This window comes from Parafilimonas sp., assembly GCF_047606085.1.
Lineage (GTDB): Bacteria > Bacteroidota > Bacteroidia > Chitinophagales > Chitinophagaceae > Parafilimonas.
The window spans coordinates 25,902-49,204 of sequence record NZ_JASGEX010000056.1 but is presented as its reverse complement, the minus strand read 5'-3'; the positions used below and the strand labels follow the sequence as shown (position 1 = coordinate 49,204).

Below are 23,303 nucleotides of genomic sequence, written 5' to 3'. Positions count from 1 at the left end.
GTTATGCTTTGTGAACGTTATTTTGACTAAAGGAGAATGCGAAGCATCTCAAATTCAAATGAAAATAAATTGCGCCATTTGAAACTCTCCCGATAATCCATCTGCTTCAATTTATAGAGATGTCTCGTTACCCCGACATGACGTTTAAATTCTAAATTCAAATATCTATTCAATCTTCACTTCGGCTAAAGCCACTTCAACAACCATCTTAACCAACCCAAGGCTTAAGCCTTGGGTTAAAAGCAAAATATATAATTGGCTTTTAACCCAAAGAATTAAATCGCTTCAATTTCCAAACGCTCATCTATTTTTTGTTCGAGATAAGTGCGCAACACTTCAATCTTCACTTGTTCCAAAATATCTGCAGCAAAAGCATGTAACAATAAAGCTTTTGCTTTCTTTTCGCCAATGCCTCTTGCACGCAGATAAAACAAAGCTTCATCATCCAAACGGCCAACCGTGCAGCCATGCGAACACTTTACATCGTCTGCAAAAATTTCGAGCTGCGGCTTTGTGTTCACAGATGCATTATCGCCCATCAAAACATTCTTGTTGCTTTGATAAGCATTTGTTTTTTGCGCATCCTGCCGCACAAAAATCTTCCCGTTAAATACGCCGGTAGCGTTGCCATCCATGATGCCTTTGTAAAATTCATTGCTGAAGCAATTCGGCTTCACATTATCAACGATGCTGTGATTATCCACATGCGTTTTGCCATCCACCATATACAAACCATACAAATGGCCTTCGTTATTTTCTGCTTCCAGAATCATATTGATGTTGTTGCGGATGGTGCCGCCGTTCAGTGTTACCGTTACACAATGCGTAAAACATTTGCCCACCTGCTGCACATGCGTTGTGCCAACATGATGGCAATTTTCATTTTCATCCTGCACTTTATAATATTCAAGCCTTGCATTTTCCTGTACGGCTATTTCAATCACTTCGTTGGTAAAGCTTTCGTGCAGGCCATTGTTTTTATACAGCTCAATCAATTGTACCTGCGCATTTTCTTCAATTACAAACAAACTTCTTGGCTGTACAAAAACATTGTCGCTGGCTGTATCGGTTAAATGATAAATAAAAACAGGCTTTTCAACAGCTTTATTCTTCTTTGCCACCACAAACAAACCATTGGCTGTGAATGCAGCATTCAGGGCATTCATGCCATCTTTCATGTATTTGCTGCTTTGGTTTAAATGCTGCTGCACATAATTTTTATATTCACTTTCTGCGGCTTCATGCAGGTTTAAAACCACCAATGCATCGTTTGTATAAGTTGAAATCTCTTTTACAAAAACGCCATTTACAAAAAATAATTCTGCTGCATATTCAGTTTGCAAACGCACCTTGTTCAACGTTTCTTTACCCGGAACAACAGCGGTTGTATGCACTGAGAAATTCTTGTTGGTTAAACCAGTTAAACGGGTATATTTCCATTCTTCGTTGTGCGAAGAAGGAATGCCCGATTTATTATATAATTCAAATGCCTTTGCACGCATTGCGCCCAGCAAGCCATTACCGGCAACTGCGTTTAGTTCGTTGTATTTATTTTGTATCGTTTCTGTTAAATTCATAGAAGACCTCACCCTCAATCCCTCCCGAATGGTCGGGACAAGTTCTCCAAAGGAGAGGGAAGCGCCGGGCTTTTGTTTTTTAATTTATCTTTTGTAAGAACTCTACAGTTTTTGTTTTTCAATCAGCAGCCTCATCCTCAATCCCTCCCGAATGGTCGGGACAAGTTCTCCAAAGGAGAGGGAGGCCAGGCATGTGTATTTAAATCATCTGTTGTATTAACAATTCTTCTTTTATTTCTTTAATCAGCTTTAAAAAATGCTGAAAGCATTTTTATGATTATGTAACCAGCTTTTGTATTTATCTCGTTCATTATATTTTTTTAAGGTCTCGATGAAAGCTGCGATAATTTTTTGTTTCCGGCTGCAGCTTTTCAATTGAGCTTCGTTGCGTCGCACACTGCAACCGCAATATTTCAATCAACATTTTTAGAAATAACTATCGGTCTGACGCTTTGTAAGCGTCTGACCGCGTTCAGCCTTTAAAATAACTCGTGAACATTGAAACTTGTGAACGCTTAAACTTCTTCCGCAACAGTTTGCTTAATAAAATCATAACCTTTTTCTTCCAGTTCCAATGCCAGCTCTTTACCGCCTGATTTTACAATGCGCCCTTTATATAATACATGCACAAAATCGGGAACAATGTAATCCAGCAAGCGCTGGTAGTGCGTGATTACAAGTGTTGCATTGTCTTTACTGCGCAAAGCATTTACGCCGTCTGCAACGATGCGCAAAGCATCTATATCTAAACCGCTGTCTGTTTCATCTAAAATAGCGAGCTTAGGTTCAAGCATGGCCATTTGAAAAATCTCATTGCGTTTCTTTTCGCCGCCGCTGAAACCTTCGTTTAAAGAACGGCTTAAAAGAGACTGGTCAATCTTTACCAGCTTCATTCTTTCTTTCATCAGCTTTAAAAACGAAACGGCATCCAATGCATCTTGTCCGCGATGTTTACGGGCTTCATTCACCGCCGTTTTAATAAAGTTGGTGGTGCTTACACCAGGAATTTCAATCGGGTATTGAAAAGCTAAAAACAAACCTTCTCTTGCTCTTTCCTCAGGCGGCATTTCCAGCAAATCAACACCATCAAATTCAACTGATCCACCAGTAACTTCATAATCGCTTCTGCCTGCCAGCACAGATGCCAAAGTGCTTTTGCCCGAACCATTTGGTCCCATAATCGCATGCACTTCACCGGCATTGATATGAAGGTCAATTCCGTTTAATATTTTTTTGTCTTCAATCTGTGCGTGTAAGTTGTTAATCGTTAACATAAAAAAGCCTCTCCCTAAATCCCTCTCCGAAGGAGAGGGATTTCGAAGAGCGTGAATATTTAAATTGTTTTATTAAATGCAAGAACTTAATAAGCCTCCCCTTCGGGGAGGTTTGGAGGGGCTGCTGCTGTTTACCCCACGCTTCCTTCTAATGAAATTGCCAAAAGCTTCTGCGCTTCCACCGCAAATTCCATTGGCAACTGGTTCATCACTTCTTTTGCAAAACCATTAATGATTAATGCAACGGCCGTTTCTGTATCAATACCGCGCTGGTTGCAATAAAATATCTGGTCTTCACCAATCTTGCTGGTTGTGGCTTCATGCTCTACTATTGAAGTGCTGTTCTTTGTTTCGATGTAGGGAAACGTATGCGCCCCGCATTTATCGCCCAGTAACAAAGAATCGCATTGAGAGAAGTTACGGGCATTATGGGCATTTTTCCCTACCCGCACCAAACCACGGTAACTGTTCTGGCTTTTGCCGGCAGAAATGCCTTTTGAAACAATGCGGCTGCGGGTGTTTTTGCCCACGTGCATCATTTTGGTTCCGGTATCTGCCTGCTGGTAATTATTGGTAACAGCTACGGAATAAAATTCGCCCACGGAATTATCGCCTTTTAAAATAACGCTTGGATATTTCCAGGTGATGGAGGAGCCGGTTTCCACCTGCGTCCAGGAAATCTTTGCATTGGCGCCGCAGATACCGCGTTTTGTAACGAAGTTGTAAATGCCGCCTTTGCCTTCTTTATCGCCGGGGTACCAGTTCTGTACCGTGGAATATTTTATTTCAGCATTGTCTAATGCAATCAATTCTACAACGGCTGCATGCAACTGGTTTTCATCCCGCATGGGCGCCGTACAACCTTCGAGATAGCTAACATAAGCGCCTTCATCGGCCACAATTAATGTTCTTTCAAACTGGCCTGTATTTTCTGCGTTGATGCGGAAATAAGTTGACAATTCCATCGGGCAGCGAACGCCTTTTGGAATGTAACAGAATGAGCCATCGGTAAAAACGGCTGAATTCAATGCCGCGAAAAAGTTATCTGTCATTGGTACAACAGAACCCAGGTATTTTTTTACCAGTTCAGGATGGTCGTGAATAGCTTCTGTTATCGAACAGAAAATAATTCCCTGTTCAGCCAGTTGCGCTTTAAAAGTAGTACCAATAGAAACGCTGTCAATCACCGCATCTACCGCCACACCGGTAAGGCGTTTTTGTTCCGTTAAAGAAATGCCGAGCTTCTCAAAAGTCTTGCGCAATTCAGGATCCACTTCATCCAAACTCTTTGGCTTTGCCTTTTGTTTGGGCGCAGAATAATATTTAATTGCCTGATAATCAATTTTAGGATACGAAATATTTGCCCAGGTTGGTTCTTTATCTTCAATGCTTTTCCAATAACGGTAAGCTTTCAGTCGCCATTCAAGCATCCATTCCGGTTCTTCTTTTTTGGCAGAAATAAAACGGATAATGTTTTCATTTAAACCAAACGGAGCTTCATCTTTTTCAATATCGGTAACAAATCCATATTTATAGTCACTCAGGGCTGTTTCCTCTAAAGTTGCTATCATTTCGCTCATGGGGCAAAAGTACAAATGAATTTGTACAAAAAAGTATAAATTAAATTTATAGCAACATAAAGCGCATCAATCAGCTAAAAAGTTTTCTAATTCGTAAACCGGAACATCCAATATAATATTGTTTGGGAAGATGTGTTCAAAAAAGGCTCCATTTTAAATTTAATGATGCGGTAATCTTAATTCGGGCATTTACGTAGATATTTGTATAAGAAAGAGCTGGCAAATAATTTGATGCGTGTAAATATTACTTCATCATTAAATTAAAAATGATGGCAAAAATAGGGAAAGAGAAAGCCCAAAGTAAAGCGTGCCATGGATGAGATGAAAGAAGGCAAGCTTAAAGGCGGGCGAAGCGGCAAAAAAAGCGCAGCTAAGAAATCAGTAAAAAAATCAGCAAAGAAGCGTTCTAAATAAAATTATTAAATAAATTGCCCTCGGTTTAACTTTTTGGGTTGCTGCTTAAAACAATCCTTTTAAAGGTCACAATGTGCTGTGGCCTTTACTTTTTATATCATTATTGCCCGACTAAATAATTAAAAATCTTGTATTTCAATGTTTGACCTCACCCCCCAACCCCTTCCGAATGGTCGGGACAAGTTCTCCAAAGGAGAGGGGCCAGAACCCGCTCTGGCAAATGGTTTCAAGAGATTCGATAATTTTTATCCGGACAATAATGCTTTTTTATAGCTTTTCAACTGCCATAAAAACAACACTCATGGGCGGCAATGTAATATAAACACCGTTTGCCGCATTTGCCGAATACGCTTTTACCGCCGCATAATTTAAAGGGCCGCCGCCCGGTAAACTTGTTCCCTGCCCGTTTACATAAACTTTTCTTGAAAAATTCCCGTTGTCTGTGCCGCCGGTTAAGGTGTACCAGTAAAATTTATTTCCGGCATTAAAATTTTTGTACGCAAGTTTTATGGTTTGGGCTGAAGAAGACTGGTTTACCAATGTTACCCCATTTCTCCTTGCGTTTTGCTGGCTTTGATTTAAATAATTTATTATCGCAGAAGGTATGCTTGGCAGTGCCGCAAGCACTGAAGCAGGCGAAGCATCTGTTTGATACGCTGTAACCGGTAAATTCATCTGAAAAATAAAGACCGGTAAAAGACAATTCACACTTAGCTTATCACTGCATTGCTTTAATATGCTTTTGCAAAGAGCACCCTTTGCTTGGAAGGCTTGCCGGTGAGTATGCAGGCGCCATCTTCCTGTTTGGCATCAAACGGAATACAACGGATGGTTGCTTTTGTAAGTTCTTTTATTTTTTCTTCTGTTTCACCGGTACCATTCCAGTGTGCGCTTGCAAAACCGGTTTTGTTTTCCAGCACATCTATAAATTCATCCCAGGTGTTTACTTCGGTAATGTGCGCATCACGATATGCTTTCGCCTTGTTGAAAATATTGTTTTGAATATCGCTTAGCAGGTAAATAATTTCACCCATTATATTATCAAGGCTTATTGTTTTCTTTTCTTTGGTATCCCTTCTTGCAATTTCAGCCGTATTGTTTTCCAGGTCTTTTGGCCCGATGGCGATCCGCACCGGCACGCCTTTCATTTCATATTCGGCAAATTTCCAGCCCGGCCTCGCGTTATCCGAATCATCGTACTTGACCCTTATGCCGGCTTGCTTCAGCACTGCGATAATTTCATTTACCTTTTCGCTAATCTGCGCTTTCTGCTCATCATTCTTATAAATAGGCACAATAACTACCTGGTGTGGTGCAATTTTAGGCGGAAGCACCAGCCCGTCGTCATCGCTGTGCGCCATTACCAGTGCGCCAATCAACCTTGTGCTTACGCCCCAGCTTGTGGCCCAAACATAGTCGAGCTTATTGTTTCTGTCGCTGAATTTTACATCGAAAGCTTTGGCAAAATTCTGCCCGAGAAAATGTGACGTGCCTGCCTGCAATGCCTTGCCGTCCTGCATCAGCGCTTCAATGCACAAAGTATCTTCTGCACCGGCAAAACGCTCATTGGGCGTTTTGGTGCCTTTAATTACCGGCACGGCCATGAAGTTCTCCACAAAATCGGCATACACATCCAGCATTTGCCTGGCTTCAAACAAAGCTTCTTCTTTGGTTGCATGGGCGGTGTGGCCTTCCTGCCATAAAAATTCTGCGGTGCGTAAAAACAGGCGGGTGCGCATTTCCCAACGAACCACATTGGCCCATTGGTTGATTAAAATAGGCAGGTCGCGGTAACTTTGTATCCAGTTTTTATACGTGTTCCATATAATGGCTTCACTGGTGGGGCGAACGATCAGTTCTTCTTCAAGCTTTGCCTCTTCATCTACGATGAGCCTGCCTTTCCTGGCAGGATCTGATTTGAGCCTGTAATGGGTAACAACAGCACATTCCTTGGCAAAGCCCTCTGCATTTTGCTCTTCCGCCTCAAACAAACTTTTGGGTACAAACAATGGGAAATAAGCGTTCACATGGCCGGTATCTTTAAACATCTTATCAAGTGCATCCCGCATATTTTCCCATAGTGCATAACCATAAGGTTTTATGATCATGCAGCCTCTCACGGCACTGTAGTCTGCCAGTTCGCTTTTTAAGATAAGATCGTTGTACCATTGCGCGTAATCTTCACTTCTTGCTGTTATTGCTTTGCCCATACCGTTTATAAAAAAGACCGGTTATTTAAATGTTAAACGCGGCAAAAGTAATAACTTAGCACACAAACCATGTGAGAATGAAAAAGAATTTAGTTTACCCTCTTTGTGCGGTTGTATTGTTTTTTAGCTGTTCGCCCACCTATAAAACTTCTCAAACACCAGATGATGTTTATTACTCTCCTGCAAAGAAAATAGAAGTTCAGGACAGGTATGATACTTATACCTCAGCTTCTGATGATGATTATTACCTGCGCATGAAAGCAAGGGATTATGATAAGTGGAGCGGCTTGGATGATTACAGCTATTGGTACGACAGCCGTTATTACTACAATAACTGGTATAGCCCATACACGTCTTACCTTTCCTTAAGCCTTGGTTATGGTTTGGGCTGGGGCAGTTATTACAGTTATTATCCTTATTATGGTTATAGCTCCTGGTATAATCCCTGGTATTCATGGTATAGCCCTTACTATACCGTAGTGTATTATAAGAATCCCGATGTGTATTATAAGCCGGTTCGAAACAATACAAACTTTTCAGGTTATGCTAACAGGAGTTATAATAATAATAACTACAGCATGCCTTTGCAGAATAGCAGCCGCAGCCGGGCATATAATACCGGCAATGCAAACAGCAGCAACAATAGTTATTATTATTCAAACCGGTCTAACAGCTCAAATCAATACAATAATTCTACGCCTGTTCGCACATTTAATAACAGCAGCAGTACAAGTTCAGGCAGCGGTGCCCGAACAAGCGGTAGCGGTTCCCGAACACGCCCGTAAACAAATTCAGAAATAAATATGCTCATCCATAAAAATCATTTCGATTATTTATGCGGAAAGTTTTGCTTTTAACGATAGGCGCCTTTTTATGTAATTATGGTTTTTCGCAGCTCGTAGATGACGTGGCAAAAAATGCCTGGTTTGTGCCTTATGGCACGGCGAGAAGTGTTTCTGTTGGCGGCGCTATCGGCGCTTTGGGTGGCGATATAACCTCTTCTTCCGTAAACCCTGCCGGCCTCGGGTTTTATAAAACCAGTGAAGTGGTGTTTTCCCCTTCTTTTTTAATGAATAATAATAAATCCGATTACAGGGGCTCTGCACTGGATAATATTAAGAAATCAACATTCCAGTTAGGAACCACGGGAGTGGTTTTTGGCGGAAAAATGAGCAGGCCGGACCGCTCCGCTGCATTTTCAATCTCCCTCAATCAGCTGGCAAGTTATAATAACAAAATTTCTTACAGCGGGCTGAATGATTACAGCTCTTATTCTGAACAATATCTTGAACAGCTTGTGGCAGATAATGCCAGTGTGCAGTCGGCATCCAACGATTATCCTTTCGGATCTTCACTGGCTTTTTTTACTTATTTGATAGATAGTATCTCCAGTCCTTCCGGCGGGCTGCTTGGTTACAGGAGCCTTGTGCCGGTTGGCGATGGTAATAGTGTGCAGCAGCAATACGATGAAACAACCGGCGGGGGGCTATACGAGGTTTCATTCGGCTTTGCCAGCAATCACAGCGATAAATTGTTGCTTGGCGCCAGCATCAATGTGCCTTTGTCTTTTTATACGCAGGATATTTCTTATACCGAAACAGACCCTACCGGCAATACTAACAACGATTTCGCCTATTCCACTTTCACGCAAAAACATACGCTTAATGGCTATGGCATAAATGCCCGGCTGGGATTAATTTACCGCCCTGAACAATCATTAAGGTTAGGCCTTGCCATTCACACACCTTCTTTTATGAGCTATACCGATAAATTAAAGGCAGCCATAACAACAGACACAGAAGATTATGCCGGTGTGCAAACATCTAAAAGCAGCGATTTTGATAATGCAGTAGAACGTACACAATATAATGAAATAACGCCGTATAAAATAGTGGCAAGCGCTGCTTATGTTTTCAGGGAAGTGGAGAATGTTAAATTGCAGAAAGGGTTTATTACGGCAGATATTGAATATGTGAACCATCGCGGTTCCCGTTTTTTGCAGCAGGCCGATGATGATGGATACTACAGCGATGACCTTAATGATTACTATAAATCCCTGAATGATATAATCAAATCTTATTATAAAGGCGCTTTTAACTTCAGGCTGGGCGGCGAAATAAAATTTTCGCCTTACTCAATCCGGCTGGGCGGCGCTTATTATGGAAGCCCTTACGATGACAAACAGCTAAAAGCAAACCGCATTATGGCTGCCGGCGGCCTGGGTTACCGCAATCATGGGTTCTTTATTGACCTTGCCATTGCACAAACATTTAATAAGGATGTAAGCTTCCCTTACCGTCTATCAGACAAAGCAAATACCTATGCTTCATTGAAAAATAACCGCCTCAATGTATTGCTTACGGCGGGCTTTAAGTTTTAAGGATTTTATTGCGGTAAAAAAACATATATTGTCAATTCTACATTTTTTCATCATTTTACACCGGATGAAAAAGTTTATCTCTGGCGTGCATTTATTCCTGCTGTTAATCAGCCATTCCATTTTCGGTCAGCAAAAAGATACAGTGTATTTTAATTTGTCGCTGTCAGATGTGGCAACGCATATTGTGCATGTGGCCATGCAATGTAATGCTGATGACAAAAACAACATGGTTTTTAAGATGCCGCAATGGACGCCCGGTTATTACCAGATTATGCATTATGCTAACCATGTAACTAATTTTGAGGCTGGCAATGGTACAAATGCACTTGCCTGGAAGAAAGAAAATGAGAGCACGTGGATGGTTGAAACAAAGGGTGAAAAAAATATTGTTTTGAAATATGATGTTATTGCCGATTCGCCTTTTGTGGCAACCAGTTTCGCCGATACATCGCATGCTTATTTAACGCCGGCTGCTACCTTTTTATACATTGATAAAAAAATTAAAACGCCTGTTTCGCTCGTTATTGAGCAATATAAAAACTGGGGCCGCATTGCAACCGGTTTGGATTCCATTGCAAACAAGCCATACACTTATACAGCGCCTGATTTTGATATGCTGTTTGATTGCCCCATCCTTGCCGGCAACCTCGAAGAACTGCCTTCCTTTACTATGCATGGTATTCCGCACCGGTTTATTGGATATAATATGGGAGAGTTTGATAAGGTTGCTTTTATGATTGACCTTAAAAAAATTGTGGAGGCCGGCGTAAGCATCATGCAGGACATTCCTTATAAACATTATACATTTCTTGCCATTGGCCCGGGCAATGGCGGCATTGAGCATTTAACATCATCGGCCAACAGCTTTGATGGCAATACATTAAATACGGATGCCGGAAGAAAACGCATGCTTACTTTTTTGGCGCATGAATACTTTCATAATTACAACGTAAAAAGGATCAGACCGGTTGAGCTTGGGCCTTTTGATTATGACAAGGGCAGCAAAACAAACCAGCTCTGGATATCGGAAGGGTGGACGGTGTATTATGAATACCTTATTACGCAGCGGAGTGGAATTATTGCCGATACCGATGTATATAAGCTTATGCGCGGCAATATACTGGCTTACGAAAAGCATCAAGGAAAAAACCATCAGTCTTTAGTGCAGTCAAGTGCGGAAACCTGGAGCGACGGCCCCTTTGGCAATGATCCTGATAAAACCATTTCTTACTATACAAAAGGGCCTGTGGTAGCGCTGATGCTTGATTTTGCCATCCGGCATTATACAAACAACAGGCAGTCGCTGGATGATGTAATGAGAAAATTGTATAATGATTTTTACAGGCAGCAAAACCATGGTTTCACGGAAGCAGAATTCAGGCAGGTGGCAGAATCTGTTGCCGGTAAGAAACTGGATGAAATATTCAGTTATGTTTATACAACGAGGCCGCTGGATTATAAGAAATATTTCAACTATGGAGGTTTGGATATAGAACAGGCAGATCAATCTTTCTACATATCACCGCTTAAAAATCCTGACGCCCTGCAGGCTGCTATATGGCGAATCTGGCTGGGCAGGTAAAAAAGCTTCACACCAATAACCGGCGGGCAATTGACAGTATTTGCCATAGCAACGCTGCTTGTATATGCATATTTTTTTTATAACCGCATGGCCGGCCTTCTTCTTTTTTTAACTACAACGTTTTCGTAAATAAATTTTAGTAATTGTGCGCATGACAATTAATAACTGTTTAATCTTGCGTTAAGAAATTATCAGGAAATGATTGGCTGTATGGATTGTAGGCATCCTTTACACTTCATAAAAATTTAAGACTGAACAAACCTGTTTGCGAAACTTTAAGTAACTGCTAAAATTTAATATTTATTGATGAAAAGATTATTCCAGGTTTTTGCATCCGCAAAACCTGCAAGGCTTTTATTACTAAAACTACATACTGTATGAACATCCACAATTGTTATGTTGTACAATTGTTTTCTTTCCCATTGCGAGAGAAAACCTTTAAACCGGCGCAGTTAATTTGCTGTGCATTAACTGCATTTGTATTCCTTGTTTGCGTTGAAAATACAAAGGCGCAAACAGTCACAGTAAGCGGCACGGTAAAAGATGAAACCGGCAAACCATTGATGGGCGTGTCTGTTGTTGTTAAAGGCGGCAGCATAGGCACATCCACAAAAGAAGACGGCAGCTACAGCCTGAATGGTGTTTTTTCAAACACGGTGCTGGTATTTTCTTATATTGGCTATGTCAGCGAGGAGGTAATGGTGGGGAATAAAACAACCATCAATATTGCATTAAATCCAACCGGCGCAGGATTAAACGATGTGGTAGTTGTAGGGTATGGAACGATGAAAAAAAAGGATCTTACAGGTTCTATAACATCTATAAGGCCGGATAAGATTGCTGAGGAAAACCCAAAGACAGTTCAGGATATTATTCGTGGCACGCCAGGTTTAAGTGTTGGCTTTACTCCCGATGCAAAAGGGGGCGGATCTATGCAGGTTCGCGGGCAGCGTTCCGTATATACCAGCAATGGCCACAATGATCCTTTGCTTATTCTGGATGGTATGATTTTCTATGGTGAATTATCAGAGATCAATCCGGATGATATAGATCAGATAGATATACTTAAAGATGCATCGGCTGCTGCTGTTTATGGCGCTAAATCCGCCAACGGCGTTATCATTATTACAACAAAAAAAGGAAGGCAGGGAAAACCTAAAATTAATTTAACGGCGAATACCGGCTTATCTGCCATGGGGGCTAACCGGCGGGTTTTTGGCCCGGAAGGGTATATGCAATACCGCCACGACTGGTATGTAGCGGCTACGTACGGCACTAATTCAACTACAGGCGATTATGAACCCTACCAAACTACTTATTCCTCACAGCCGGGATATTATGAACAGCCCACCACCGAAAACCTTTCCAAGTATGGTATTACAATTGATGAATGGCGGGCTTATTCTACCAATACTGACGATGCAACCGATGATGAGATTTGGGCGGAGCGCCTGGGCCTGCAATACACCACATTGACCAACTACCTGGCCGGCAAAACATTCGATTGGTACGATCATAGTTTTCGCACAGGCCTGAATCAGGATTATAACCTTAGCGTATCTGGTGCAAACGACCGTATGAATTATTACCTGTCTGCGGGCTATTTATCTAACCAGGGCGTAGCCGTGGGAAATGATTACAAGGCAATACGGGCAAATCTTAAAGTGGATGGTAAAATAACTAAATGGCTGGATATAGGCGCCAATGTAAATTTCCAGGATCGCAGCGATGGCGATCTTACTGTAGATTGGGGCACTCAAATCATTAATAACAGCCCTTATGCTGATTATTTGGATGAAGATGGCAACCTTGAAGTGCATCCTATGGGAGATGACTTTTCGGGCAATAAGGGTTATAACTATGATTTTAACCGCCAATACATAGACTATTCAAGTGGATATACTGTATTTAATTCCATTTTTACGGCCAAGGTAAAATTGCCTTTTAATATTACGTATTCATTTAATGCAGCGCCCCGTTACCAGTTTTATTATTACCGGTATTTTACTTCGTCTGAACATCCTGACTGGTTACCCACTTCTACCGGTGTAACACGAATACAATCCAAAAGATTTGACTGGTCACTAAACAATACCATTAACTGGGAACAAACGTTTGCTAAAAAACACCGTGTGAATATTACTTTGGTACAGGAAGCTGAAGAAAGAAAATACTGGTATGACTATATTTATGCAAGTAATATTCTTCCCAGTGATGCGCTTGGCTATCACGAAACGGCAACCGGAGACCCTGATTATAGTGATTTTGATTCTGATGATTCTCATGAAACAGCCGATGGTCTGCTGGCCCGCTTGTTTTATTCTTTTGATGACCGTTATATGCTTACCACCTCGGTGCGCCGCGATGGTTATTCAGCATTTGGCACGTCCAATCCCCGGGCAACTTTTTTCTCAGCCGCATTAGGCTGGACGTTTACCAATGAAAAATTTTTTAAATGGAAAGCCATGAACAGTGGCAAGTTGCGGTTGTCTTACGGTCAAAACGGAAACCGCTCACTGGCCAGCCCATACATTGCATTGGCTAACCTGAGTGCCGGAACTACAACCCAGGGCTATTATGATTTAACCGGTAATTATGTGCAATACTATTATTTTCTTATAGACCGCATGGCAAATACGCACTTAAAATGGGAACGGACAACATCTTATAATGTGGGGCTGGATTTTGCGTTTTTTAATAACCGCCTTACCGGAACTGCAGATTATTATATAATGCCCACAAACGATATGATCATGAGCCAGTCGCTTCCTGACTTTTCAGGTTTCAGCAGCATAACTACTAACCTTGGGGAAGTAGAGAATAAAGGTTTTGAGATTTCTCTTACTTCCCAAAACATCAGCTCCAAAAATTTTAACTGGAATACAACTATCGGGTTTCATAAATACAAAAACACTATCAAGCATTTATATTACACCTATGAAGATGTGCTGGATGATGAAGGTAATGTAATCTCCACAACGGAAGAAAGCGATATTTCTAACGGGTGGTTTATTGGAAAACCAATAAGCGCAATATGGAATTATAAAGTTACCGGTATATGGCAAACAGACGAAGCTACAGAAGCGGCTGTATATGGGCAACGCCCGGGCGATCCGAAAGTTGCAAACATATATACAGAAGATGATACCGAAAATGATGATGGTACCACCACCCCGGTATATAACAATAGTGATAAAGTATTTTTAGGACAAACAGACCCTCCGGTTATGTGGTCTTTAAGAAATGATTTTACGTACAAAAATTTCAATTTTTCGTTTAATATTTATTCCTATTGGGGCCACAAGAGCCTTAGTTCAGCCTATCTTAACCAGGATAATAGCACTTCGCTGGTAACCTACAATGCAAATGCTTACTCAAAAAAGTACTGGACAATTGAAAACCCCAGTAATGTGTATGCCCGGTTAGATGCTACGGGGCCTTCTGGTATAACTTCACCATACAGGCTTTTCGACCGCTCATTTATTCGTTTAGATAACGTAACTGCCGGATACACTTTTCCCAATAAGCTGCTTGCCAGGCGAGGTATAATTATAGAGAGCCTGAAAGTGTATGCTACCGTGCGCAATGTGGCGGTATGGCAAAAAGACAAAAACTGGGATTATTGGGATATTGAAACTGGCACCATAGCCCCAAGGTTATACACGTTTGGATTAAACCTGACTTTTTAAAAAAATAATATAATGAAAAAAAATAATTATAAAATATCCATTGCCATCATTGTAATTATATGTGGCATGGCTGCAGGCACAGGTTGTAAAAAATCATTCTTGCAACCCGATCCCTTATCTTTTTACGAACCGGCCACTACGTTCAGCACAGAGTCGGGGCTTACATCTGCAATAGCAACCTGCGACAAACATTTACGCAGTTATTGGAGTTATTACAGCACAAGAGATTTATCGTTGCCCATAAGCAGTGAATATATGTTGTCTGACCTGGCAGTGGCCGGCAAAACTGACGATGGGGCCATTTTTGCTGATGTTGCCACGCGTTTAACGCCATCGGATGGATTATACGAAAATGATGTAAATATGCTTTCTTATTTCTGGGAGCAAAATTATGACGGTATAAAGTATGCCAATACCATCACTACTTATATTGATAATGTAGAGGGGCTGGATGATGCAACAAAAAATGAGTACATAGGCAGGGCTTATTTTCACAGGTCATTCCGGTACATGGCACTATGTTTCCTGTTTGATAATGTGCCTTTGGTAACCAAAATATTATCAAACCCCAAACAAAGTTATAAGAGCACAAGCCATGAAGCCATATTGGAAATGATTACATCAAATATGGAATTTGCTGTACAGTGGGTGCCCGAGCAATCAGAAATGTCATATATCGGTATGGTAAGCAAGGGTGCTTGCCGTCAGCTATTAATTAAATGCTATCTGGCTACAGGCCAGTGGGACAAAGCCATTGCAGAGGCAGATACCCTCATCAACAACGAAGGGTACGCTTTAATGACCACAACCTTTGGCACTTTTGAAGATCCCTTTCCTACAACCTGGCCCATCACCCGGAATGTAATATGGGATTTGCATCGCCCGGTAAATAAATGTATTGTTGCCAATACCGAATCCATCCTTTCTATGCCGAATGAAAGTGGTACGGATGCTGCAATTGCCATGCGCACCATGCGTAACTGGGGGCCATTCTGGAATACCTCAACGCTAAAATCTCCTGCCGGTTATTATATGCAGGCGTATGCCACATCCAGCAGTAACTATAATTCTGCTTTAGATTTTAATTCTGCTGTTGGCCGTGGCATTGCAGCCATCAGGCCTACCTATTTTGCCCAGCATGGGCTTTGGGAAGTAAATGGCGTGGAAGACACTGATGACCTGCGTCATAATAGCAGCGTAGGCAACTGGGCAAGAATGGATTCATTAAAATACAACGACCCAAGCGATGTTACGTATTATGGCCAAAATCTCCGGCTTTATAATGGCTCTACGCTTTTATGCACCGATACAGTTCGAGATTGGTTCGACTGGCCACATTATAAAGTGTTTGTCACCGATCCCGATCACACTGCCAGCACCACCAGTACCAATAACAAGGGAGGGGCCGCAAACTGGTATTGCTATCGTTTGGCAGAAACCTATTTGCTGCGTGCAGAAGCCGAATTTTATAAAGGTGATGTTTCCGCTGCTACGGCTGATGTAAACATTATAAGGAGCCGCGCAGGCTGCAGCCAATTGTATTCTACCGTTACTATCGGTGATATTGTGAATGAACGTGCCCGCGAATTGTATATGGAAGAATGGCGGCATACGGAGCTAAGCCGCATCTCCTACTGCCTTGCACTTAGCGGCAAATCAGATGAGTGGGGCAATACCTATTCCACAACTTCATTGTCTGACAACAGCTATTGGTACCAGCGTATTCAACATTACAGCGATTATTACAATAAAGGCAATGTAACGGTTAAAGGGCGTTATTATACCATAGACCCGCACAATATTTACCTGCCCGTTCCACAAGATGCAATAGACGCCAACCTGTATGGTACATTATGGCAGAACAAAGGATATGATGGTTACGATGCCGGCATATCAATGTGGACAAACTGGGAAGACGCTGTTGCTGATGAGGATATTACCAATTAATCCATCCCGGTAAATAAAAAGATGGCGGGCAAACCGGTTATTGTTTAAAAATTATAAAGAAGAGAATGGTGAAATGATATAAAACAGAATAAAGAAAATAATTATAAGCCAGGGAAAATGGTTTTTGAAATAATCAATAAGCCTTCCCTGGTTTATTTATATTCTTATTATCACGCTGCCTTTTGTTATAATGGAAATAAATAAGATGGGTTGGCATATTATTTTGTTGGTTGCAAAAGCGTTTCAATTTAATCAACCGGTTAACCAGGCTTTATGGTAGCCGGCAAATTTCGCAAGGTATAATTAGGAAGAAAAAATTATACCTGGCACAGCTATGCCGGTGGCAGTTTAATTTTATAGGGTCAGGATTATATTTATTATAGCAAGTTGTACAAAAACTCAGGTTTGCCAACCAATGCAGGAGGCTGTCTGTGGCTTAGATTATAAGACCACTCTTTTGAGTTTGCATTTGGCAACCTGTAAAAAATAATACTGGAAATTGCAGCTTGAAACATCCATGTCTGCTAAGAGAAGATTGTTTTTATAGAACCTGAAAAAATATTGCATCAACCCAAAGGCCGATGCAATATTGAAATTTTAACACCCGAGGTTTGGGTTTCAACATAGAAGACAACCTCTTTTATAAAATCTGTTTATTTTCTTTAGGAAAAAACTTCCTTCACTTTATCGAAAAAGCTTTTTTCATTTTTGCCAGGCTGCGGTTTAAAATTCGGGCTGCTGTTTAACTGGTTCAGCATTTCTTTTTCTTCATGGGTTATATGTTGCGGTGTCCAGACATTTACATGAATCAACTGGTCGCCCCTGCCATATCCATTCACTTCAGGAAAACCCTTGCCTTTCAGCCTAAATATCTTGCCGCTATGCGTGCCGGGCGGGATTTTTATTTTAGCCCTGCCATCAATGGTAGGCACTTCCACGTTAGTTCCAAATACAGCATCCGGGAAAGAGATATGCAGTTCATACGCCACATTCAGCCCGTCGCGCTGCAATTCTTTATGCGCTTCCTCTTCCACCAGCACAATCAAATCGCCGGGCATACCGCCGCGTTCGCCCGCATTTCCCTTGCCGCTTAAGCTAAGCTGCATGCCTTCCTGCACGCCGGCGGGAATATTAATGTTCACGGTTTCTTCGCCATATACACGGCCTTCGCCCTTACAGGCGGCGCATTTACTGGTAATGGTAGAACCTTCGCCGTTGCAGGCCGGGCAGGTGCTTACGGTTTGCATCTGTCCTAAAAATGTGCTGGTAACTTTTCTCACCTGGCCGCTGCCGCCGCAGGTGCTGCAGGTTTGAATGCTGCTCTTATCTTTAGCGCCACTGCCGTTGCAGGTGTGGCAGGATACATATTTTTTTACCTTGATGTTCTTGGCAACACCATTAGCCATCTCTTCATAATTCAGCTTCAGCTTGATGCGAAGATTGCTCCCTCTTGTACCATGGCCCCGGCTGCTGCCGCTTCTTCTTCCACCGCCAAAAAAACTGCCGAAAATATCGTCGCCGAAGATGTCTCCAAACTGGCTGAAGATATCTTCCATATTCACGTTCTGGCTGCCGCTGAAACCGCCGCTGCCGGGTGCAAATGCTGCATGGCCATAACGGTCATAACGCGCCCTTTTGTCAGCATCGCTTAATACTTCATAGGCTTCGGCCGCTTCTTTAAATTTTTCTTCCGCTTCTTTATTGCCCGGGTTCCTGTCGGGGTGATATTGCATGGCTACCTTGCGGTAAGCTTTTTTAATTTCCTCGCCGGAAGCTGTTTGTGTAACGCTTAATATTTCGTAATAATCTCTTTTTGTCATGTAACCTGCCCTTGTTTATTGTTTGCCTACCACCACTTTTGCAAAGCGGATGATCTTATCGTTTAAATAGTACCCCTTTTCAATTTCATCAAGCACTTTGCCTGCAAGTTTTTTATCGGGCGCAGGTATTTCGGTGATGGCTTCATGTTTTTCCACATCAAAATCCTTGTTCAGGCTTTCCATTGGCTTCAAGCCCTTGTTTTCCAGTGTTTTTTTGAGTTTATTGAAGATGAGCAACGCGCCTTCGGAAAACTGTTTCAGGTCTCCGGAAGATGCCAGTTGTTTTTCAGCCCTGTCGCAGTCATCCAGCACATCTAAAAGGGATATAATAATTTCCTTTCCGGCGGTTTGGCGTATTTCTATGTTTTCCTTTGCGGTGCGCCTGCGGTAATTATCAAATTCGGCAAAAAGCCTTAAATATTTGTCTTTTTGTTCCTGAAGCTCAGCGGTTAACTTTTCTGATTGGGATTCTTCTTCCACCGGGTTGTTCAGGTAATTGGTGCCGGCTGCATTTTCGTCAGCATTAATATCTAAACCGGCCTCGTTTGCATTTGTTTGTTCCTGTATATCTTTTTCTTCCATAATGAATAATAGAAAGTATGGTTGGTCAAAATTTTTGCCAGCGGCAAATAGACGAAAAATTGTCAGCCCGCAAAAACTAAATTTCCTGTTAACAGCCAGAATTGGCTGCATTAACAATATTTATGTTAGTGTATAATTTTCACAGATGGGTCCACCCACCTGCGAAAATTTGAGATACGCCCGAGATTGTATTTGACGTGCATGTTTGTATTTTTACCCGGAATATTCATGAAGAGGGAAGTGAAATCTTTTTACAGTTTAATTGCCAGTTTTTTCTACATGATAAGCCTTCTTCCGGCTTTTCAAAATGTATATGCTCAAGATACCGGCAGTGTTTTTAAAGTAATCCCACTGGGCGTGTATGGCGGAAGCGATGAAAGCAATCTTTCCGCTTATATGCTTGCACCCGTCAATTCGGATAAATATATATGCCTCGATGCAGGCACTTTGCATGCCGGCATTGAAAAAGCAATTGAAAAAAAATCGCTTAGCGGCCATGCGGGCGATATTTTGAAAACGGATATTAAAGGCTATCTTATTTCACACCCGCATTTAGACCACCTTGCCGGCATGGTTATTAATTCGCCTGATGATACATCCAAAAATATTTATGCTTTACCTTTTTGCATTAATACCATCAGCGAGAAATATTTTAGCTGGAAAAGCTGGGCAAATTTTGCCGATGCGGGAGAGCAGCCTTTGCTGAAGAAATATCATTATGTTAGTTTGGGCGATACGGAAACGGTTTTGCAAAATACAGGCATGTATGTAAAGGCATTTGAGCTTAGCCATTCCCATCCATTTAAAAGCACTGCATTCCTGATACGGCATGATTCTTCTTTTGTTTTGTATTTGGGCGATACCGGCGCAGATACAATAGAAAAGTCAACAAAGCTTGCAGCGCTCTGGCAGTATGCGGCGCCGCTGGTGGCGCAGCAAAAACTGAAAGGGATTTTTATTGAAGTTTCTTTTCCCGATGAGCAGCCGAATAACAAACTGTTCGGCCATCTCACCCCTTCATTATTGCTGGATGAAATGGGAAAGCTTGCCGCCCTGTGCGGCCATAACAGCTTGCGGAAAGTACCTGTTATTATTACGCATATAAAACCAACAGAAAATAATGAAGCGTTGATTAAAGAAGAATTGAAAAAACAAAACCAGCTTCAGTTACAATTCATATTTCCCGTGCAGGGCGAAATGATCAGCCTATAAAGAAATATACTGCTGGCCGCTTTCAAATTCAATTTTCAAAGCATTGAGCAAAGCCTGCAAATGTTCTTCATTGCTTAAAAAATCTGCGTTTGCCGCATCCACAAAAATGGTTTTTATGTTGTGCTGTTTTATATAGCTGGTATAGGTTTGCTGTATGTTGAATAAATATTCATCGGCTATATTCTGCTCATATACCCGGTTGCGTTTTTTTATGTTTTTCTGCAGTTTTTGCACGGGTGAATGCAGGTATATCAATATATCGGGAAAAGCAATTTGCTGCTGCATAATATCAAAGAGCCGCTGGTAGAGCTGGAATTCTTCTTCCGGCAAATTAATTTTTGCAAACAACAGGCATTTGGTGAAAATATAATCGGAAACGGTAATGCTTTGAAAGAGGTCGCTGGTGTGTATCATATCTTTTAGCTGCTTGTACCGTTCAGCCATGAAAAACAGTTCCAGCGGGAAGGCATTTTGTTTTGGGTTCTCGTAAAATTTCGGAAGAAAAGGGTTATCGGCAAATTGTTCCAGGATAAGGCGGGCATTCAGTTTTTTGGCGAGCAGGTGCGCCAGCGTTGTTTTGCCTGCGCCAATGTTTCCTTCAATAGCGATGTAATGGTATTGCATTGGCTTTCAAAATTAAAAGCGGCATTTACTTTTTTGCTGAAATTTTATGCACAGCCAGTTTGTCTTTACATTCCGCCAGTAATTCATTCATTGTCTTTTTATATTCAGGGTGTATGATGTTGCCGGCAATTTCCGCCAGTGGTGTTAATACAAATCTCCTTTCCGCCAAACGCGGGTGCGGAATGGTAACCACTGCCGATTCATAAATTATTTCATTCGTGCATATTTGTTTTTTCAGTTGTCTCATGGAACCTCGCCATGTACATTCTCCTGTGTGAGAAAAATTATCATGCTCGGTTTCATTCATTAATAAAATATCAATGTCAATGATACGGGGCGCCATTTTAAAGCTGCGTTGCCTGCCCATACTGCTTTCTATGGCCAGCAGTTGCTGCATCAGCGCATCAGGCTCCAGCAAGGTGCTTACGGATAAAGCCTGGTTGTAAAAATCGGGCTGTTCCGCAAACCCCCAGGCGGCCGTTTGGTATATGGAAGATGTGCTGCCGATGCTGCCGCAATGTTTTTCAACAAGCGCCGCTGCTGTGCGCAGGTTTTGTAAACGGTTGCCCAGGTTACTGCCGGTAAGCAAAAAAGCCATATTCATACAGATTGCAAATATGGCCTTAAAAATCTTTATTTAGTGTTTCTGTATCACATTGCAGTGAATGAACTGCGTTGATTATTTTCATTCATAATGCATTGGCTGGCCTCAAAACCAGGTTTGAGGTGGTTCTTCCGGGGTTAACCTGGCGGCAATAACCGCCATATTTGTTTCAGGCGGTTCTTCCTTTTTCCCGGCTGCCGCATTTTCCGGCGCGTCTGCTTTTTGATGCACCTGGGAAATGGCGCCTTTTATAATACTGCCTTTGTGAATAATGGCCTCACGTGCAAAAATATTTCCATGCACCTCGGCGTTTTTATGTGCATAAACTTTTTCTTCACAATACAGGTTTCCTTTAACCATGCCTTTCACTACAATTTTTTTTGCATAAGCATTGCCGTTTAATATGCCGTTTCTTCCAATAGTCAGCGTATTGTTGGCAATAATGTCGCCATTAACAGTACCGGCAATCTTTCCGTCGTCTTCGGCAGAAATGTTGCCGTTAATTGTGGTGTTCTTTGAAATGTAAAAGGTGCGCCAATGCAAAAACAACGCTTTCATTTTGGAAATTTATGCAATAAAAATTTAACCCTGCTCAAATATGGAGACAGATGTGGTTGCATTGCCAAGGTCAAGCCCTATGCAGCGGGCAGGGTTGTTGTCTGATACCCGGAGTGAATTGTACAAATAACCCAGGCTGGCAACTGTTTCAGGGTTTGGCACCACTTCCACCGGGATAAAATCTTTAAATTCTTCGGCAACAAGATCAGTAAGCTCACGATAATTGGCGCCGCCGCCCATCAGGTAAATTTTAGAACAATGTTCAAGATCGCTGTCCGCGAAATGTTTTCTTATAAGCGGTGATATCACTTCGCGGTAATACTGCTCCAGCAATGTGCGCTTCAATTCTTTAAGGTCTATCCGGCGCCTGTTGGTGAAAAGAGAGCCATTCAAAAAAGCCTCATCCATCTGGTGCTCATTTTTCATGTCCAAAAAATACTGCGTATTCAATTCCCTGGCAAGGTTGTTTGTTACATACCGTATGCCATGAGAACTGAAACAGGTGCGGTGCACAAGCCCGTCGTTGGTTGCAAAGCCGCCTTCTACCGTTCCAAACCCAAAGCTTATGGCGATAAAGTTTTTCGTTAAGTCGGGAGCGTGCACTTTTTTAAGCCCGATAATGCCGCCTACAATTTCCGGTATCACATCGTAGGCGTCCACCTCGAATGTATTTTTCTTTACACCTCCGTTTACATTGAATGTGGCGGTGTCATGCTCAATCATAAAATGCCTGCGGGAGAGGTGTTGCCCGGCAGCGTGTTTATAAACGTTATACGTGGAAAGCGGCAACCCAACGGTTACGGTAAAGGGTTGTTGCACTTTGCTTAAAACATTTACCATGGCGGCCCTGAACAATATGTCAAAATCTTCTTCGTCAGGTGCAGCATTCACCACGCGGCCGGCATTAATTGCATTTCGCCTTGCCATATTTCCAACAAGATACCAGGTTTCATTCTTCTTGATTTTTAAACCGTTCAGGAGGTCTTTTGCAGCGTTTTGCGTATTGCCATAGGCTGTTTCAAAAACGCTGGGAAATGTGATAACATTATGTTGCACGACAGATAGTTTTTGTGAAAATAAGCTTTTTGTATATTTTGATCTCAACCATTGTATAAGTAATAGTAAAATAATAAATGATGAAGTGAAAAAATGGAAGCATATTGATATAACGAAACCTGTATGGCATCCGGATATTCTTTTTAATGCATGAGGCCGGTTAAGATATGTTACCGCAGGAAAGAAATAAAAAA

General features: G+C 41.8%; 17 protein-coding genes. 6 read left to right on the top strand and 11 right to left on the bottom strand.

Translation table 11 applies throughout. The features are described 5' to 3' along the window. Positions 1-275 precede the first annotated feature (275 nt). The 5 genes from sufD to proS all read right to left on the bottom strand — a co-directional run bounded on the left by sufD (position 276) and on the right by proS (position 7,055). On the bottom strand, positions 276-1,577 hold the full coding sequence (gene sufD / locus QM629_RS04855; RefSeq protein ID WP_415157761.1) for a Fe-S cluster assembly protein SufD: 1,302 nt from the start codon (positions 1,575-1,577) through the stop codon (positions 276-278). Positions 1,578-2,092: 515 nt separating this feature from the next. After that, the gene (sufC, locus tag QM629_RS04850; RefSeq protein ID WP_415157759.1) at positions 2,093-2,851 is read right to left on the bottom strand and encodes a Fe-S cluster assembly ATPase SufC; all 759 of its coding nucleotides are present in this window, start codon (positions 2,849-2,851) and stop codon (positions 2,093-2,095) included. A gap of 131 nt (positions 2,852-2,982) precedes the next feature. Continuing rightward, positions 2,983-4,422, bottom strand: coding sequence for a Fe-S cluster assembly protein SufB (gene sufB / locus QM629_RS04845; protein ID WP_415157841.1), 1,440 nt, complete (start codon positions 4,420-4,422; stop codon positions 2,983-2,985). Positions 4,423-5,112: 690 nt separating this feature from the next. Beyond that, a complete protein-coding gene (locus QM629_RS04840; protein WP_415157757.1) occupies positions 5,113-5,520 on the bottom strand; it encodes a hypothetical protein in 408 nt (135 codons plus the stop codon). A 56-nt stretch (positions 5,521-5,576) separates the two neighbouring features. Beyond that, positions 5,577-7,055, bottom strand: a complete 1,479-nt coding sequence (proS, locus tag QM629_RS04835) for a proline--tRNA ligase (RefSeq protein WP_415157755.1) — start codon at positions 7,053-7,055, stop codon at positions 5,577-5,579. 77 nt (positions 7,056-7,132) lie between these two features. Here proS and QM629_RS04830 point away from each other — a divergent pair, with 77 nt between their 5' ends. From QM629_RS04830 to QM629_RS04810, 5 genes are all read left to right on the top strand, one after another. Further along, entirely contained in the window at positions 7,133-7,840 is a 708-nt protein-coding gene (locus QM629_RS04830) for a hypothetical protein (RefSeq protein WP_415157753.1), read from the top strand. 50 nt (positions 7,841-7,890) lie between these two features. After that, a complete protein-coding gene (locus tag QM629_RS04825) occupies positions 7,891-9,435 on the top strand; it encodes a hypothetical protein (RefSeq protein ID WP_415157751.1) in 1,545 nt (514 codons plus the stop codon). Positions 9,436-9,499: 64 nt separating this feature from the next. Continuing rightward, the gene (locus QM629_RS04820; RefSeq protein WP_415157749.1) at positions 9,500-11,017 is read left to right on the top strand and encodes a M61 family metallopeptidase; all 1,518 of its coding nucleotides are present in this window, start codon (positions 9,500-9,502) and stop codon (positions 11,015-11,017) included. Between the two features lie 377 nt (positions 11,018-11,394). After that, on the top strand, positions 11,395-14,706 hold the full coding sequence (locus QM629_RS04815; RefSeq protein WP_415157747.1) for a SusC/RagA family TonB-linked outer membrane protein: 3,312 nt from the start codon (positions 11,395-11,397) through the stop codon (positions 14,704-14,706). 12 nt (positions 14,707-14,718) lie between these two features. After that, positions 14,719-16,653 (top strand): RagB/SusD family nutrient uptake outer membrane protein, encoded by a 1,935-nt coding sequence (locus tag QM629_RS04810; RefSeq protein ID WP_415157745.1) that lies wholly within the window; start codon positions 14,719-14,721, stop codon positions 16,651-16,653. A 662-nt stretch (positions 16,654-17,315) separates the two neighbouring features. Here QM629_RS04810 and dnaJ read toward each other — a convergent pair. Further along, on the bottom strand, positions 17,316-18,473 hold the full coding sequence (gene dnaJ / locus QM629_RS04805) for a molecular chaperone DnaJ (RefSeq protein WP_415157743.1): 1,158 nt from the start codon (positions 18,471-18,473) through the stop codon (positions 17,316-17,318). A 15-nt stretch (positions 18,474-18,488) separates the two neighbouring features. Beyond that, on the bottom strand, positions 18,489-19,055 hold the full coding sequence (locus QM629_RS04800) for a nucleotide exchange factor GrpE (protein WP_415157741.1): 567 nt from the start codon (positions 19,053-19,055) through the stop codon (positions 18,489-18,491). A gap of 279 nt (positions 19,056-19,334) precedes the next feature. Between QM629_RS04800 and QM629_RS04795 the strand changes: the two genes are divergently transcribed. Continuing rightward, the gene (locus QM629_RS04795; protein WP_415157739.1) at positions 19,335-20,267 is read left to right on the top strand and encodes an MBL fold metallo-hydrolase; all 933 of its coding nucleotides are present in this window, start codon (positions 19,335-19,337) and stop codon (positions 20,265-20,267) included. Here the strand turns inward: QM629_RS04795 and QM629_RS04790 are convergent. The 4 genes from QM629_RS04790 to QM629_RS04775 form a co-directional block, all read right to left on the bottom strand. Continuing rightward, entirely contained in the window at positions 20,262-20,891 is a 630-nt protein-coding gene (locus QM629_RS04790; protein WP_415157737.1) for a deoxynucleoside kinase, read from the bottom strand. The two genes, QM629_RS04795 and QM629_RS04790, sit on opposite strands and share 6 nt — an antisense overlap. A 25-nt stretch (positions 20,892-20,916) precedes the next feature. Further along, positions 20,917-21,489 (bottom strand): 2-amino-4-hydroxy-6-hydroxymethyldihydropteridine diphosphokinase, encoded by a 573-nt coding sequence (gene folK, locus QM629_RS04785; RefSeq protein WP_415157735.1) that lies wholly within the window; start codon positions 21,487-21,489, stop codon positions 20,917-20,919. A 111-nt stretch (positions 21,490-21,600) separates the two neighbouring features. Next, complete coding sequence (locus QM629_RS04780) at positions 21,601-22,053, bottom strand: bactofilin family protein (protein WP_415157733.1); 453 nt, start codon at positions 22,051-22,053, stop codon at positions 21,601-21,603. Between the two features lie 24 nt (positions 22,054-22,077). Then, positions 22,078-23,157, bottom strand: coding sequence for a hypothetical protein (locus QM629_RS04775; protein ID WP_415157731.1), 1,080 nt, complete (start codon positions 23,155-23,157; stop codon positions 22,078-22,080). Positions 23,158-23,303 lie beyond the last annotated feature (146 nt).

Bases quoted from the DNA above. Each gene is read 5' to 3' on its own strand.
- sufD (WP_415157761.1), bottom strand. From the start codon at position 1,577: ATGAATTTAACAGAAACGATACAAAATAAATACAACGAACTAAACGCA.
- sufC (WP_415157759.1), bottom strand. From the start codon at position 2,851: ATGTTAACGATTAACAACTTACACGCACAGATTGAAGACAAAAAAATA.
- sufB (WP_415157841.1), bottom strand. From the start codon at position 4,422: ATGATAGCAACTTTAGAGGAAACAGCCCTGAGTGACTATAAATATGGA.
- QM629_RS04840 (WP_415157757.1), bottom strand. From the start codon at position 5,520: ATGAATTTACCGGTTACAGCGTATCAAACAGATGCTTCGCCTGCTTCA.
- proS (WP_415157755.1), bottom strand. From the start codon at position 7,055: ATGGGCAAAGCAATAACAGCAAGAAGTGAAGATTACGCGCAATGGTAC.
- QM629_RS04830 (WP_415157753.1), top strand. From the start codon at position 7,133: ATGAAAAAGAATTTAGTTTACCCTCTTTGTGCGGTTGTATTGTTTTTT.
- QM629_RS04825 (WP_415157751.1), top strand. From the start codon at position 7,891: ATGCGGAAAGTTTTGCTTTTAACGATAGGCGCCTTTTTATGTAATTAT.
- QM629_RS04820 (WP_415157749.1), top strand. From the start codon at position 9,500: ATGAAAAAGTTTATCTCTGGCGTGCATTTATTCCTGCTGTTAATCAGC.
- QM629_RS04815 (WP_415157747.1), top strand. From the start codon at position 11,395: ATGAACATCCACAATTGTTATGTTGTACAATTGTTTTCTTTCCCATTG.
- QM629_RS04810 (WP_415157745.1), top strand. From the start codon at position 14,719: ATGAAAAAAAATAATTATAAAATATCCATTGCCATCATTGTAATTATA.
- dnaJ (WP_415157743.1), bottom strand. From the start codon at position 18,473: ATGACAAAAAGAGATTATTACGAAATATTAAGCGTTACACAAACAGCT.
- QM629_RS04800 (WP_415157741.1), bottom strand. From the start codon at position 19,055: ATGGAAGAAAAAGATATACAGGAACAAACAAATGCAAACGAGGCCGGT.
- QM629_RS04795 (WP_415157739.1), top strand. From the start codon at position 19,335: ATGATAAGCCTTCTTCCGGCTTTTCAAAATGTATATGCTCAAGATACC.
- QM629_RS04790 (WP_415157737.1), bottom strand. From the start codon at position 20,891: ATGCAATACCATTACATCGCTATTGAAGGAAACATTGGCGCAGGCAAA.
- folK (WP_415157735.1), bottom strand. From the start codon at position 21,489: ATGGCTTTTTTGCTTACCGGCAGTAACCTGGGCAACCGTTTACAAAAC.
- QM629_RS04780 (WP_415157733.1), bottom strand. From the start codon at position 22,053: ATGAAAGCGTTGTTTTTGCATTGGCGCACCTTTTACATTTCAAAGAAC.